General features: G+C 64.6%; 11 protein-coding genes and 1 pseudogene. 8 read left to right on the top strand and 4 right to left on the bottom strand.

Translation table 11 applies throughout. From position 1 onward, the window contains the following. Nucleotides 1–130: 130 nt before the first annotated feature. Both IH68_RS0135990 and IH68_RS58490 read left to right on the top strand, forming a co-directional pair. Nucleotides 131–979, top strand: coding sequence for a helix-turn-helix domain-containing protein (locus tag IH68_RS0135990; protein ID WP_030943761.1), 849 nt, complete (start codon nt 131–133; stop codon nt 977–979). Then, nucleotides 976–1,179 carry a DUF397 domain-containing protein gene (locus IH68_RS58490; RefSeq protein WP_030943747.1) on the top strand — a complete coding sequence of 68 codons (204 nt, stop codon included), beginning with the start codon at nt 976–978 and terminating at the stop codon, nt 1,177–1,179. Before IH68_RS0135990 ends, IH68_RS58490 begins: the two co-directional genes overlap by 4 nt. Here the strand turns inward: IH68_RS58490 and IH68_RS56620 are convergent. Continuing rightward, the gene (locus tag IH68_RS56620) at nt 1,172–1,747 is read right to left on the bottom strand and encodes a hypothetical protein (protein WP_159403774.1); all 576 of its coding nucleotides are present in this window, start codon (nt 1,745–1,747) and stop codon (nt 1,172–1,174) included. The genes IH68_RS58490 and IH68_RS56620 overlap by 8 nt on opposite strands. 101 nt (nt 1,748–1,848) lie before the next feature. On the opposite strand from IH68_RS56620, the gene IH68_RS0135980 reads away from it, so the two are divergent. The 5 genes and pseudogenes from IH68_RS0135980 to IH68_RS0135960 all read left to right on the top strand — a co-directional run. Further along, nucleotides 1,849–2,883: a hypothetical protein gene (locus IH68_RS0135980; RefSeq protein WP_030943738.1), complete on the top strand. Its 1,035-nt coding sequence runs from the start codon at nt 1,849–1,851 to the stop codon at nt 2,881–2,883. 197 nt (nt 2,884–3,080) lie between these two features. Next, nucleotides 3,081–3,419, top strand: a complete 339-nt coding sequence (locus tag IH68_RS0135975; RefSeq protein ID WP_030943734.1) for a hypothetical protein — start codon at nt 3,081–3,083, stop codon at nt 3,417–3,419. Further along, nucleotides 3,416–4,732 (top strand): hypothetical protein, encoded by a 1,317-nt coding sequence (locus IH68_RS0135970; protein ID WP_030943732.1) that lies wholly within the window; start codon nt 3,416–3,418, stop codon nt 4,730–4,732. Before IH68_RS0135975 ends, IH68_RS0135970 begins: the two co-directional genes overlap by 4 nt. Continuing rightward, the gene (locus IH68_RS0135965; protein ID WP_030943729.1) at nt 4,729–5,604 is read left to right on the top strand and encodes a hypothetical protein; all 876 of its coding nucleotides are present in this window, start codon (nt 4,729–4,731) and stop codon (nt 5,602–5,604) included. Before IH68_RS0135970 ends, IH68_RS0135965 begins: the two co-directional genes overlap by 4 nt. Nucleotides 5,605–5,810: 206 nt before the next feature. Next, nucleotides 5,811–6,572, top strand: a pseudogene (locus tag IH68_RS0135960) (IS5 family transposase); the annotation flags it as partial. A 22-nt stretch (nt 6,573–6,594) separates the two neighbouring features. Here IH68_RS0135960 and IH68_RS0135955 read toward each other — a convergent pair. Further along, the gene (locus IH68_RS0135955) at nt 6,595–6,999 is read right to left on the bottom strand and encodes a hypothetical protein (protein ID WP_030943723.1); all 405 of its coding nucleotides are present in this window, start codon (nt 6,997–6,999) and stop codon (nt 6,595–6,597) included. Between the two features lie 421 nt (nt 7,000–7,420). Here IH68_RS0135955 and IH68_RS53930 point away from each other — a divergent pair, with 421 nt between their 5' ends. Beyond that, entirely contained in the window at nt 7,421–7,936 is a 516-nt protein-coding gene (locus IH68_RS53930; protein ID WP_234341709.1) for a hypothetical protein, read from the top strand. Between the two features lie 2,843 nt (nt 7,937–10,779). Here IH68_RS53930 and IH68_RS0135945 read toward each other — a convergent pair. Both IH68_RS0135945 and IH68_RS0135940 read right to left on the bottom strand, forming a co-directional pair. Further along, complete coding sequence (locus IH68_RS0135945; RefSeq protein ID WP_030943721.1) at nt 10,780–12,957, bottom strand: P-loop NTPase fold protein; 2,178 nt, start codon at nt 12,955–12,957, stop codon at nt 10,780–10,782. Between the two features lie 481 nt (nt 12,958–13,438). Next, nucleotides 13,439–14,377 (bottom strand): nuclear transport factor 2 family protein, encoded by a 939-nt coding sequence (locus IH68_RS0135940; RefSeq protein WP_030943719.1) that lies wholly within the window; start codon nt 14,375–14,377, stop codon nt 13,439–13,441. Between the last annotated feature and the right edge of the window lie 361 nt (nt 14,378–14,738).

The raw sequence follows: 14,738 nt of genomic DNA, 5'->3' as shown, positions 1-14,738 counted from the left end.
CTCTCAGTAACAGAGTTTCAGCGCATGTCCCGTCGTGCAACGTGCACGACGGGATTCCCTCTATAGAGTGATTGGCCTTTCGCGCCCCTTCCGATGGGATGGAACTTCCGCTACCTCGCGAGGAGTTGCCATGGCCGGATCGCCTACCGCTCGCCGTCGCCGTCTTGCAATCGAGCTCAAGCGGCTACGCGAAGAGAGCCGGCTGACCTGCAGCCAGGTCGGCAAGGAGCTGGACTGGAGCAGTTCCAAGGTCAACCGCATGGAGACGGGACAAGGGCGCGTCCAACCTTCGGATGTCGACGCCCTGTGCCGCTTCTACGGGACGGCCGATGAACTGCGTGATCTTCTGAAGTCGCTGGCCAAGGAGTCCAAGACGAAGGGGTGGTGGCACGGGCACAGCGACGCGATCCCTGCTTGGTTCTCTGTGTACGTCGGCCTCGAACAGGCAGTTTCCGAGCTGCACACCTATCAAGCCGAGTTCATCCCCGGCCTACTACAGACTGACGAGTACGCATCCGAGCTGAGCCGCGCATGGATCGATCACACCCCCGAAGACATTGAGCGCATGGTCGACGTCCGGATGCGGCGACAAGAGCTCCTCACCAGCGAGACCGCCCCTGATCTATGGGCAGTCGTCCACGAGAGTGCGCTGTTGCACACGGTCGGCAGCCGCCAGGTCATGACCCGCCAGCTCGAACGTATGCTGGAAATCCAGAAGTTGAGGAACGTGACGGTGCAGGTCTTGCCGTTCGACGCGGGCGCCTATCCCACCACGGGATCGTTCACGATCCTCGGCTTCCCGGAGCAGGAGGACCCAGACGTGGTCTACCGAGAGGGACTAACCGACTCGGTCTACCTCGAAGAACCCAAGGACGTGACCCTCTACACGAAGGCGTTCGACCACCTCAGGGCCTTGGCTCTCAGCCCGCAACGATCGGTCTGGCTGATCACAAAACTCTTGGAGGAGCACTCCCGATGATGCCGTCGTCCAGCATCCCGTGGCGCAGAAGCAGCTATAGCAACGGCATGGGGGGTGAGTGCCTGGAGATGGCCGCGCTTGCCGGGGTCATTGCAGTGCGCGACTCAAAGGTCATCTCAGGGCCGCAACTGACGCTCAGCGCGGCCACCTGGAAGAACTTCATAGGCACAATCGCCCAGACCACAGGTCGAATTAACTAACAGTCTGCATAGGATCGCGAATTATCTCCCCGGCTCTCTGGAGGAAAGTGGCATAGGCCTCGGTCATGCCACTTCTGGTCTGTTCATAGTTCGACCAGTCGCGGCTCCGACCTTCGGAAGTTGCTCGCTCTACTTGCAGCACGGAACTAACGGCCGCAACCGCCTTCCGCGTCAAGGCGTATGCCAGCACCCTTGCCTCATCCGGTCCCCACAACGCCAATAGACTTGTCTTGTCTTGCATTTCCAGCGCGGCCCGCCGCAATTCATCTCTGGTTGCGACATCAAGTGGGGCTCCACCCCTGACCTCAGGTGTGATGCGTGCGAGCACTTCATCAAGGGCCGTATAGGCCGCGAGGAGAGAGGCGAAGGACTGGTACCGCTGGCTACGCACCCACTGCCAGTGCTCCGCTGCCGCTTCCCCGTGAACCTGTGCGAGCGCAGCCTCAACAGCCTTGCGCCCACCGACCTTTGCTCCCCGCTCGGCATACCTCCCCGCGATTACAGCCCCGATGACTGCTGCTATGAGACCGATGCCAGCTGCTAAGACCGTCGCCGTCGCGTCACCCATGGCACCATCCTCACCTGGGCCGTACAGCATCACAACGTCATAACGAGCAACGTGCGTCAGATCCGCCACTCTGTGCCCAGTGAAACGACTAACCTCGGATCATGACAACACACACGTCCGGGTTTCGTCCCGGCCAGATCCTTACGCGCGCAGAAATACATCCCGTACTTGGCGGGTCCGGCTATGCCGGAATCTGCCCAGCAGTCGAGAAGCGGAACGTCCTCATCTTCTCCGACAGCAAGGTCGGCGAGCGCTTCGGGTACCGCGATGGGTGGCTCGCCGAGGATGATGACATTGGCCCCATATTCACCTATACCGGCGTCGGGAAGCGCGGAGATCAAGCGTTAGAGGGTGGCAACAAGTCAATCCTGGAGCACATCGACAAGGGTCGCACCCTGCACCTGTTCATCGCCGCGGGCAAGGTCCCCGGAAGCGATACACGGACACATAGATACATAGGGGAATTCAAGGTCGATGAGCGCAAGCCGTTCGAAATACGGGAAGCGAAGGATGAATTAGGTGCAGATCGCAACGTAATCGTCTTCCGCTTACGCCCTACCGGCCTGTACATCCGGCGGGATGAGGACACCCTCCCCCGCGCCACTCATCCCCGCTCCCGTTTCAACCGCACCGCGGCCAAGCTCACCCGCACCTACCGACGTCAGAAGCGTCAGCGGGTCCAGTTGTCTGACGCTGACCATGTGGCTGCTGCTCGTGATGACCTGGCGGACACCTTCGAAGCGAGCTCTCTGGCCGCAGGAGAAACGATCGGCCAGCTAGAGGTGTCCATGCGCGACGCAACGGCTCAACTCATGCTCGAGCTCTACAACCCCGCACGCAACACGGTCTATGAACCGACCGGGAGCGCAGCCAGCGAGTCAATCGCGGAAGCCATGGCTCAACTCCTGCTGGCACGCCACCACTTGCGAAGTATCACCCACAGCCAGCCGCTTCACCTGATGGTTCTCACCCCCGAGCTCCCCCGCGAGGACCTCCGTAACCTGCTAGCCGAACACGGGATTGGCGTGGTGTATCGCGACGAGAGCGGCGGCTTCTCCGAGTTCGAAGCCAGTACGACCACCTCAGGCAGCATCCCTCGAACTTTTCGCTGCTTGGATTGCCCTGTGCCCGCCTAGCGGGGCTGCGTCGGAACTCTGGAGCGTCTAATCCCTCATCACCTCAGCAAGTCCGACCCCGATGACGGCTAGTGAGGGAGCTCACGACCACCGAACGGATCTTTGCCCCGGCTTTGCTCAGCTCACAGTCGTGAACCACCAACCGCCAACTAGGCTCGAACGCCCGTGCAGTTGACGGAGGGGGAAGACGCGAAGTCATGGGCGGCAAGGACGAGATACTCGATATCAAGGTCGATGACATCAAGACGGCGGCGCCCGCCTTCCACCGCGAAAGCGTTGCCCTTGCACACGCACTGACCAAGCTCAAAAACGGCTTGGCCGCGGCGGGCGCCCCGTGGGGCGACGACGAGCAGGGCCAGAAGTTCCACGCCGCCTACGGCCCGCACGTCAAGCCGGTCGAGCACTCGGCTCAGATCCTCATCGAGGGTCTGGCCAGCATCCACGCGGGCCTGGTCGACATGGCCGACAAGCACATCGACAACGAAGAACTCATCCGCGGCATGTTCGGGCACCACGACACGGGCGGCGGCCAGTGAGCGTCGCCGACAAGGCCCGCAAGGTCGTCCAGGACCTGACGGGCATGTGGTGGCCGGACGCCGACGAGGACGGGCTGCGGGAGGCCGCGCGGGTGTGGCGGGCCTTCGCCGACGACGTCGAGGACATCACGGCCGCCTCGAACAAGGCCGCCCGCGCGCTGATCGAGGACAACAAGGGCGAGTCGATCGACGCCTTCGACAAGTTCTGGCGCCGCTACTACGACCACGGCCGCGGCTGGCTGAAGGACCTGCCGGACGCGGCCCGGGACATGGCCAAGGCGCTGGACGCATACGCCGACGCCGTACACGGCGCGAAGAAGCACCTCGAACACGAGCTGGAGATCGTCGGCGCGACGCTCGTCGCGGGCACCGCGCTGGCCGTCTTCACCGCCGGCCTCTCCGAGGGCGCCGCGGCGGCCGCGGCCGCGGGCGTCACGGAGCTCGCCGCCTCCCTGGGCGTGGCGGTAACCGAGGAGGTCGCCGCCATCGCAGGCACCACCTTGGCCACCGCAGCCTTCGGCGGGGTGGAGTCCATCACCGTGGACCTGGCCGTCGCCCAGCCCACGGCCATCGCCCTGGGTGAGCAGAAGAGCGGCATCAACCTCGACGAGGCCCGCCAGGCTGGGGTGTACGGAGCACTCACCGGCGGTTTGCTGGGCGGGGCCGGGGCCACCTACCAGACGGTCAGGGCCAGCGGTCTGTCCGGCCTCTTCGGCGGCATCGATGTCGATCTCGCCGGCTCTCGCATGGCCATGGCCGGGGTTCCGGGTGATCTTGCGGGCGCCTCCGGTGACCTCACTGCTGGTGAGCGTTACGCGATGAGGGTTGGTGACTCCGGCGCTGGAGGGAACGGGCCGGGAAGGGGGCCGTGGCCTGTGGCCGACGGCGTCGAGGGTCCTGCGGCCGATAAGAGTCTTATGACCCCGAACGCTCGGCATACCGTCTCAGGGGCGGCTCATAGCGGCAAGAATGTCAGCGAGGTGAACAGCGTCATCCTCCGCGGCTACGAGCAGCACATCAATCAGGACATCGCTGACATCGCGGCTGGCAAGGGTACATGGAATGATCAAACTTTCCGTTACGAGGTCAACGGGCGTTCCTATGGCGTCGAACCGACGGGCAGGGTGTATCCCGACAGCGGCAAGGGCATCGCCAAGCTCGACCGGAACGAATACGCCGCCCTCCAGCAGATCTCGAAGGCCAAGGGCGACATCAGTGCAGCACCGCAGTTGGCACATGCCCCGCGCTTCGTAAACAACCCACAGGCCGTACAGAAGGCCCTGGACATCTACAACGGGACCTATCCACCATGACGTACAACCTCCTCACTGTGGAGCCCCTGGCTCTCGACGCTGTCACTACGGCTCTCGCGCAGTGCCTGCACGTGCGAGTGCAGGAGGTGGACGTCGCCGACGAGGACACCGACCAGGAGTTGCGCAACTGGGACGCCCTGGTGTTCTGCGATATGGCACCGGTGCCGGGCGATGTGTCCACGTCCCTGGACATCTACGCCCAGGAGTCCGTGGAACCACAGCCCCCGGAGCGCGATCTGGCGTCTGCCTTCGCCCGTACGGCAGGCACCGTGGTCCTATTTCCCGCTGAGGAAGCGCCGCCGAGCGCGTACTGGCTGGCCACGGAGGACGGGCTTGTCACGCGAGCACGTCTGTACGAGCCCGACGACGAAGAGCCCCGCTTCAGGATCGACAGGATCGAGGCTCCCGTCGCCCGGCTTTCGCATGTCACCGTGGCTCGCATCCCCGAAGTGGTTAGCGAGCTGAAGATCGCCACCCCGCTCGCCGATGCCTTCGCAGAGCACCTGCACCACATGCACCCGGAGGAGGCCAGCACCCCGGGAACGCCAATCTGGAGGGCAAGCAATTCCCTGGGGGCCTGGGAAAAACTAGTCCGGCAGATGGAGGCCGGCTGGGCGCCCTCCGGGTGGTATCCGCCCGCCCTCTTCCGTCAACGCCTCGAATCGCGCGACAAACTGGAGCATGTGCACCGTCAACTCCCGGAGAACGCATCCGCCTTGCTGCAGAATGCCCTTGAGCCTCTGGACGCCCTGTTCACCCAGCTGACCGTCGAGGACCCCGGTCTGCTCCGCAAAGAGCTGACCGGGCCCGAGGACACCGCCTCAGAGCACGGATGGTGGTGGAACCGCCGCCCGGAGCCCTTGCCTTGGTGAAGTGGTAGGCGTGAAGACACTGCGCGACGGACGCGTCATGACCGGTTCGACCGACTCGCAGCTTGTTGACCGCGCTACCGGCGACCGGCGAGAGGGACACGGTTATCAACGAGGGGAAGCGGACCGAAGCTTTGCTCGGTGCCGCTTTTCAATGCCCTCCATATGCGGAGCCCGGTTCGGGGTCTTGGATCTGAGACGTGGGGCCCAAGGGCGGGCGTCGGGAGAAGCATCCGCGGCGGCGGATCGTGGACGCGATCTTCTATGTCGTGCGGACCGGCTGCGCTTGGCGGCAGCTGTCAAAGGACTTCGCGCCGTGGCCGACGGTCTACTGGTACTTCACGTGGTGGCACGACGACGGAACGGTCGAACGCATCCACGACGCCCTGCGTGGCCAGATTCGCGAAGCCGACGGCCGTAACGCTGAGCCAAGCGCGGGCCTGATCGATTCGCAGTCCGTCCGTACTGCCGACACCGTTCCCGCTGCCACCAGGGGATTCGACGCGGGCAAGAAGGTCAAGGGCCGCAAGCGGTTCATCGTCACCGACACCCTCGGCCTGCTGCTGGCCGTGCACGTCGTCGCGGCGAGCGTCCAGGACCGCGATGGCGGCCGCCGACCACTGCTGTGGACCCGCCTCGACCACCCGGGGGTCAAGAAAATCTGGGCGGACCAGGGCTTCGCCGGCCGCCTGGTCGACTGGAGCACCACCGTGCTTGGCCGGGAGCTGGAGATCGTCCGCAAGGACCTCGACCAACGGGGCTTCCAAGTCCAGCCGAAGCGGTGGGCGGTAGAACGTACCTTTTCGTGGCTCACCGCCCACCGACGCCTGGCCCGCGATTACGAGACCAGTCCCGCCCGTTCCGAGACGATGCTCCGCTGGGCGATGATCGGCATCATGGTCCGCCGCCTGACCCGGGTGAGGCCGGCTTCACGAGCGGGTCGGCGCCCGTTGACCCGAACTTCGGCCTGATAGCCAGGCGCGGGCAGCAACATCAGTTCGGCTCAACTTCGTCTCCGATGAGCAACGTCACCATCGTTTCGAGGCGCTCGTCGCTGACCTGCGGAGCAGTCCAGTTGTTGCTCCGCGCGTGCTCGATGAACGCCGGGTCGAGCTCCACGTGGTAGCGCCCCACGTAGTGGGCCAAGTCGGAGTACCACAGCCAATGTCCGTCTGTGAGCAGGTGCAGCCCTCCGATGAACGCGCCCATTTCGCTCAGCACGTCAGGCACGGCTGAAGGCGTGGCGACCAAGGTCGCGCCGCCACGCAGGTACCGAACCAGATCGCCTTCCCACCTCGGCGCCGCCATGCGCACAGCAGCTCGGATCGACGGCCCGTCCGGACTGCCGTACTCCAGCTCCCTGAAGCCGCCGACGAGGGGGAACTTGTCGGAGATCACCTGGCCGAGCCTAGAGCACCCTCCGAGAGGCCGCCGACCTAGATCTCAAACGCGGTCTCACGTCAGGCACTCAGCCGAAAACGTCAGCAAGTTCGAGGCCATGTCCGACCACGGACGATAGACGACAAACGCCAAGCTCAGATCTTACTCAAAACTTCGACGTTCTACTTCTCATGGCCATGACAGCGCCATAGATTTCCGGTGACCGCCAAGACCAGGCGTCGAAAAATGAGGGGGAACATCGATGCGAATGGCATCAGTTCAGCGTGTACTCGTCCCGGCAGCAGCTCTGGCCCTGACAGCGGCACTAGCCACCACAGCACACGCCCAGGAAGTCCCGAACGACCCAGCATCTGGGGTTGTCACATCAGATCAAGTTGGAACTCAGGATACGTCCAATGATGTAACTGAGGTGCCCTCCATGACGTCAAGCGAAATTGCTACCGAAAACAAGCTGAGTGCATTGCCGGAGAGTAAAGACGATGTGGTCGGACCGCACTACTGCGACAATCCGGTCAAAACGTGGTACGAAGTGTCTGATAAGGACAACTATTTCATTGCTTCTTGGTGGAACGGAACGCACTACAAGGATGGCCCCGGCGGAACCATGAAGGTGAAAGTCGAGAAGTCGGGTGAGGTGTCGATTGAGCTAAGCGGGAGCATCGAGGCATCCGCGAACGCCATCATCGCGAAATCGAAGGCGACATACGGCATCAGGGTGGTCGGGAAGGTCTCCATAACGACGGGCCACGAGTACAGTCACGATGTGCCGAGCAACAAGTACGGGAACCTTCAGTATGGCGATTGGGGATACAAGGAGACGTGGACCAAGTGGAGGACAAGCGGAGATCGTTGCCGTAAGGTCAAGCTGGGATCGGGAACAGCAAAGCTTCCGACTAACTCTACCGGTTGGAAATGGTGGGTGACGAACGCGTGACCTGTCGATATCGGCACATCAAACGAAAACTCCTCTTCTGCAGCGTTTTTCTGCCCATCGGCCTGATTGCTGGTTGCACTAGTGATTCCGGGGGCGATCACAGGCCGGCGAGTGAGCCCAGTAGAAGTCACTCGGCTGCTCCGACGATCGATGAGAAACGACTTGGCGAGCGAGCCAAAGAAGCGCTTGGGACTCAGACAATCGACGACAGTGACCCTCTGTTCGTCGAATCCGGCCTGGAGCGTGCCAGCGACGGAATCCACGCAGAGTCAGCCATGACGCGAGGGAAATCTTACGAGCTCGCCGTCGTCTGCATGGGCAGCGGAAAAGTGAGCCTTTCGGTGTCCCTGAAGCCCCCGATACATCGGGACGTGCCGTGCGATGGTGTAACCGTCTCTCAGCGGATACAGCACGCCCCGGGGAAAGTCAGGATTGACACCGAGAATGCGACCGGAGCAGTCGGTATGATCGCCTATCGCGTGACGAAGGTCGAAAAATAGGAGGCCACCGAGTACGCCTCTATCCGTCGTCGGCCAGATCAGGTTGCGGTTCGTCGCGGCCCCACGCGAAGAAGTGTTACCTGCCAAGCCCTGGGTGATGGTTGACATCAAAGGCTGACATCAACAGGCGCGGACACCGGCGACCGGTGCTGAACTGCGCCGGGCAATCAGCCAAGGACTCCGGTGCCGGCTCACGGGGGGAAGTTGGTTCCGTACCCAGTTACGGGGGGAAAGTGGCTGGTCAACGTGCGTGGTGACCTCACGCGCGCACGGATCTTGGCCACGAAGAAACCCGCATTCGCGCGTGAGGTTCCCACGCTGGGCGGGGTCCAGGGGTGCGCTATAGCGCCCCTGGTACCACCGGCCCCAGGTGAGGGTTTGTCACGATGCTGTGTGCCACGGTGGGTTGCGTTGGCCTCCGTGAGGAACCGGCGTGAGAGATCACGGACTCGGAACCGTCGGACGGGCTCTAGCCGTTCAATCCCCCTTCCCGAGGAGGCCCGCGACTGAGTCGGAGACGTACCCGACGGGGCTCGTGAGCCCTCCAAGTGGGTCGGGGGCGGCCTGAGCGGGGGTGGCTAGCATGATACTGCCGAGTGCGAGAAGGACGGTTGCTGCTCCCGCAGTGACGAACCGGCGTACGGGGCTCATGTGGCAGGCCTCCTGACTATGTGTGCTCGTTGGCACAGGTGTGAATGGGCTGGGAGCATTCCCGGTCGCGGCCCTGCTGTACCGGTAGTCCCGGGGTGATGGCGCTCGGAAGCTCGCAAGGGGCGCACGAGACTCACCGACGTGCCTGAGGACAGTGAGCACCTGTCGGATCGGCCCGAGCGGTGTGGGCGCCTTGGTTGGGGAGCGTGGGCCACGCTCCGTGCGGCTCGCCTCTCGGTGGCCGACGGGAGAGACGACAAAAGCCCCTCGCGGCGATTCGCGGGGGCTTCTCTGGTTGGTCGGGGGCGGGCTGGGGTGCCGCGCGCTTGTCGCCGGACCGGACCGGCCGAAGGCCGCACGCCGGGCCGAGCGGCAAGGCCGCGCGGGCGCGCCGAAGGCGCGCCCTTGAAAAAACAAGTAAAGAGAAGTTGGACCGATCAGGAGCGGCGGCGGGGGCGTGCGCTGGGCGGCTGGCTTCGTCGGCGTCACGGGGAACGTGAGCTGGCATGTGGCGGCGGGAGCCTTCAGCTCCGTGCACAACAGCGGGCGCTCCTGGTCCGCGCCGGCGGTGACGCGGCAGGTGATCAGGAGGGGACTGGTGTCGCATAGAGATGCCTGACGGCGTCGGAGCTGCCGAGCCGTCGGGCATGGTTACTTCAGCTTGTACGTCGTCTCGACCGCGGCCATCTTTCCCTCCGGGTCGATGCTTCTCCCGACGCCCGCCCTTGGGCCCCACCCTCACTGGCGGAAGCAACGGCTCCACCAACGCCCACTGCTCGTCCGTCAAGTCCGACGGATACCAACCCCAGCACCGCTCACGGCATGCTCAACGATCACACCAGCAACGAGCCACGGTAGATCTCAAACACGGTCTGAACCGCTGACGGGTGAGGGTCAGGCTCCGCGACCGTGGGCCCGACAACAGCCGTCCATCACCTGACAATCGGATCAGGGCATTCCCCAGCTCGCGGGAATCTCGTCTTGACGGCCTTGGAGCGTCAGCCAACGGGCCAGCTTGCGCCGGGCGCGAAGTTCCCCCGGCAGAAGTGGCTTCAGGTGGTACCAAAGGACCACCGGAAAGGTGCCCACTGCCACGGGCATGCAGACAACAATCATAAGCGCACCAAAAGGACCCAATGCGCTCAAGCCGTACCCAAGAGCTCCGGAACCAGCGCCTACCCGTCGAGTACGGCTTCGCCTCTCACGCGCGTCCTCTGCCCACAGTTCGTAATCACGGACGACTGACCGCTCACGCTCATTTCGGGCCATTGACCGGCCGGTCTTAAAACCGCTCAGTGCACTGGCCGCCAGCACAATCGGAATCAATATCCAGGGTGAGACTCCGGAGTCAATGAAACCGATAGTGATACCTGCAGCCATGGCGAACATCATGCACGTCATCAACAACAGGAAGAGCGTGACAAGTGAACGGAGCACCCAGTACCGCAGACTCCGTTTACGCCAAGATTTACCAACAAATGCAAGTGAATCAATCGGTACCTCCCGAGGCACCCACTTTTTTCCCTGAGAAGACATCATCCCACGCGCTCGTCGCTGAACTCTTTCCTGCAAATCCACCCTACGCAGGGGCTGCGGCCGACCGTGGAGGAAGGGCACGGTGACCGCCGTACCATCGCCCCTTCCGCCGAGTCCCCCGAGCCCCGCGAGTCTCCGTCCCACGAGTCTCCTCACTTAGACGGGAGGTATGGCAGGCGGTAAGGGCAACGACCAAGCCTCTCTGAACCGTCGAAGTGTGGACCGGGCCAGCGTGTCGGCCGTGCCGATCTCGCGATGGGCTCGCGCGAGGGCCGAGAAGGAACCGGAGAAGGCGGGGGCCGAGGCCCTGGTGATCCGGTCTCGGTCGAGGTCCGTCGTGAAGAACCTCAGCACCGTGTCGAGGTGGTAGGCGCGGTTGGCCAGCGTCGCGCCCATACGGGCGCGGTCGCCGGTCGTCCCGGCCTGCTCGTGGATCACGCGACCCAGTTCGCCGAGTCCGCCGTGTTCGGCGATCACGTCCGCGCGAAAGAGCTGTGCGAGCTCGGTCGGCTCCGCGGGGCCGCCGGCAGCGTTGGCTACGCGGTCCAGTTCGCGGTGCACCAGGCTGACGGCCACGTCGGCAAGGGTGTGCGCCTGCTGCGGCGAGACGTAGGAGACGGCGGCGCGCGCCGTCCGCAGGAGGTCGCGCGGCATGCCGCCCGACATGCAGTAGAAGAGCGCGGTGAAAGGGACCGGCAGCCCCACCACCCGACGGCCCAGCAGCCGTTCGGCTGTCCTCTGGTCGAGGGGTTCGACCCGGATGACCTCGTCGATCGCGCTGTCGAAGGCGTCCCGTCGGCCGACCGGCGCCAACTCGGCCTCCCGTAGCGCCTCGTCGGAGACCGACAGCACGAACAGGCACTTCGGCACGTCGAACACGGCCTTGAGTTCGTTCAGGAAGGTGCGTGCGGTGGCGGCCGGTTCGATCCGGTCGAGTTCGTCGATGCCGATGACCAGCCGCCGGTTCTGTTCGTCCAGTTCCAGCGCGGTCCGGCCGAGGAACCGCTTCAAGTTGTCCACGATCTCGGGGTACGTCTGCGGCTGCTGGGCGAGCGAGGTCGCTCTCTTCGCCGACAGGCTCCAGCTGCGCCAGCCGGCGCTGAGGGCAGCCTCGTCCGAGCGGGTCTGCAGATAGCGGATCGAGCTCTGGTGCCGTGCGGCTTCCGGCGCCGTGCCGAGGCCTTCCTGGATCACGCGGTCGCACAGCTTGTAGAAGAGATGGAGCATGAATTCCCGCCGGTCGAAGAGGACCGGAACCGGCTCGACGATGCTCAAGTGCCCCGAGGCACCCTCCCCATCGCCCTCGCAGAAGATCCGCAGCAGTTGCGTCTTGCCCACTCCGCGTGGGCCCGACAGGGCGATGCTTCCGCCCTCCATCCCCGCGCTGATCATGGCCAGTTGCTCGTCGGCCAGCGTCTCCACATGTTCATGGCCGGCGCGGAGCTGCCTCAGGCCAGGGGCGTCACTGATGGTGAGCTCCGTGGAGAAGACGCGCTCGGTGTGGTCGCTGATCTCCTGCCGCAAGGAGCTCAGCAACGCCTGCTGTACGGCCTCCCGCCACTCGGCGGCGGCCTGCCCTACCGCCTGCTTCCGTTCCCGTGGCGCGAGTACGGCGATCGAGTGGGAGAGGGAGAACGACCGCCCGGACTCGCTCTTCGCGAGCCTTCGCAGCCGCCGCGGCGGAATCACGAACAACAACACCGCGCCCAGCGTGAACCAGCCGCCCCAGCCGTAGCCACCGGGGTCCTTCACCGGCCGATCGTGCACGAGTTGCCAGGCGACCTCCGTCGGATAAATCCCGACGAACATCGCGCACGTCACCGCCAGGAAGAAATACGCGAGCCCCGCGGTGACGAGCAGCTGACGGCCTTTGGCCGCCGGTACGCCTGCCCGCACATCGGACGACACAACGTAGTAGACACACCACGGTACGAAGGCCATCCCGGCGGCGATCACCGCCACACCGAGGAGGAGTCCGGAACCCTTGCCCGCGGCGGCCGTGACCGTAACGGGACGGTGATGGGCCAGAGCATCCTTGAGCGCTTCGCTCCAGCCGAATGCCGTCGCCGCCGTCAGCAACATCAGCAGCGTCAGCACGCCGGTCGCCACCAGCAGCTTGCGGAGCCGGACCTCGAAGCGACTTCTGGAAACGGCCTGCTGATAAGCGTTCTCCGCCTCCCGGGCCTGCCCCAGAATCTCGACACGCCTCGCTTCCGCGGCACTTCGCAGATGCTCCACACCCACGGCGCCGGTTCTGGCCAGGCTCGCCGTCAATTCGGGCCCGCCCAGCACACGCGGCAGCAGTTCCGCGAACAGTTCTTCTCGCCTCAGCACCCGGAGGTCTTTCCACAACAGCCCTCGAACCACACCACTTTGCCCCCGCCCACACAGGTCCCACACCCCACTTGTCGGCCACCGCCTCGACCAACGCCAGCCCCCGGCCCGGGCTCCGCCTCCGGCAGCAACTCGGCCCGCCTGCAAGGAAACTGAGGACCGCCGTCGGTGACCTGCAACCGAACCCACGTCGCCTGCCGCAGCACCGGCACCTCACAGCGCAGGCGGCGTCCAGCGCCGTGCCGACGGGCAGGCCGTTCAGGATGCGCCGGACGACGGGCTACTCGATGTCGATCACCTGGTTGCCGGGAGCGTCGTAGTGCGGCGCCCAGGACTGGTAGACGTCGGCTGTGGCCTCTTCTGGTCGAACGGCAACGCCCCGGCTCCAAGTAGCCGGGGCGCATGCTCCGTTCAGCCTGCGTCAAGCAGGGCTTCCGTGGGCTTCGCGATCAAGCCCACTCCTCGCCGGACAGGCGAGGCCCTAGAACATCGTGTTGTCGTTCGCCGAGGTGGCCGGCACATCCTGGATCACGTCCCAGTGCTCCACGATCTTCCCGCAGCGCACCCGGAACAGATCCACGATCGCCTGACCCCGCTCCCCCGGCGCCGGAATGTAGTGGCTGTGGACGGCCACGAGGTCGCCCTCGGCGATGACCCGCTTGGGCTCCACCTTCAGCTGGGGGAACGCCTTGAAGTAGGCCCCCAGCCCGGCCTTCACGCCGTCCACCCCGTTCGGGATGTTCGGGTTGTGCTGGTCGTACTCGGGCCCCCAGTACCGGTCGATCGCAGAGATGTCCTTGTCGACGAGGAGCTGGTCGAAGGCCTTCACGACCAGCTTCTTGTTGTACTCGGTGAGGAAGTGCTGTGTCGGCTGCTGCGTCCGCGGCCAGCTCACCGTCGAGAACATGTCGTTGCCGTTGGCCGTCTTCTCCGGCACCTGCTGGCCGGTGTCCCAGTGCTCGGCGATCTTCCCGTCCTGGAAGCGGAAAATGTCGAAGACCGCGGAGCCCCGGCTGCCGGGCGTCAGCACCACGTGGGAGTGCACGAGCACGAGGTCGCCCTCGGAGATGACCCGCTCGACCTCGTACCTGGCCTCGGGGAACTGCTGGTGCACGGCCGTGCCGAGGTTCTTCAGCACCTCCGCGCCGTCCGCTGCGCCCGGGTTGTGCTGGATGTAGTCGGACCGTACGTACCGGTCGACGACGCTGACGTCTCCCTTTTCGAAGACGCCCTTCAACACCCGTACGGCGACCGCCTTCTGGTAGGCGAGGCGGGCGGAGTCGCCGTGGCCGAAGGAACCGGCGCGAGAGACGGAGGCGGTGTGCGGTGCCGCGACGGCCGGGACGGCGGCCGCGCCGAGCACGGCGGCCGATGCGACTACGGCGACAAGCGCACTGCGGACAGGCGTGGTGGTGGGCATGGGGGCTCCCGTGAGGCTGAATATTGAAACTTCAAGCTAAAACTTTCCACAGGAAAGCACTAACTTCTAGTTAGTGTCAAGGGAGTCGTTGCCCAGAGGCTGTGGGGCAATGCCCCGGCTCCAAGTAGCCGGGACTGGTGCTCCGTTCAGCCTGCTTCAAGCGAGAGGATCAACGCGCCATCGTCTCAAGAGTCCAGCTCAGCATCATTGCCGACTTGCTCGTGGTGGAGACCGTGAACATGGTGCCGCCGGACTCGGTCTGCAGCTCCAAAGAGCCGCCGCACTGTACGTCTGTGGCCTGCCCCTTGTTCGGCTGGACACGAACCAGCCCCTCACCCCGGCACGTCAACACGAGCTTCCC

Origin of the sequence: Streptomyces sp. NRRL S-646 (assembly GCF_000720765.1) — a bacterium.
GTDB lineage: Bacteria > Actinomycetota > Actinomycetes > Streptomycetales > Streptomycetaceae > Streptomyces.
This window is presented reverse-complemented; position numbering and strand designations above follow the sequence as displayed.

Bases quoted from the DNA above. Each gene is read 5' to 3' on its own strand.
- IH68_RS0135990 (WP_030943761.1), top strand. From the start codon at position 131: ATGGCCGGATCGCCTACCGCTCGCCGTCGCCGTCTTGCAATCGAGCTC.
- IH68_RS58490 (WP_030943747.1), top strand. From the start codon at position 976: ATGATGCCGTCGTCCAGCATCCCGTGGCGCAGAAGCAGCTATAGCAAC.
- IH68_RS56620 (WP_159403774.1), bottom strand. From the start codon at position 1,747: ATGGGTGACGCGACGGCGACGGTCTTAGCAGCTGGCATCGGTCTCATA.
- IH68_RS0135980 (WP_030943738.1), top strand. From the start codon at position 1,849: ATGACAACACACACGTCCGGGTTTCGTCCCGGCCAGATCCTTACGCGC.
- IH68_RS0135975 (WP_030943734.1), top strand. From the start codon at position 3,081: ATGGGCGGCAAGGACGAGATACTCGATATCAAGGTCGATGACATCAAG.
- IH68_RS0135965 (WP_030943729.1), top strand. From the start codon at position 4,729: ATGACGTACAACCTCCTCACTGTGGAGCCCCTGGCTCTCGACGCTGTC.
- IH68_RS53930 (WP_234341709.1), top strand. From the start codon at position 7,421: ATGACGTCAAGCGAAATTGCTACCGAAAACAAGCTGAGTGCATTGCCG.
- IH68_RS0135940 (WP_030943719.1), bottom strand. From the start codon at position 14,377: ATGCCCACCACCACGCCTGTCCGCAGTGCGCTTGTCGCCGTAGTCGCA.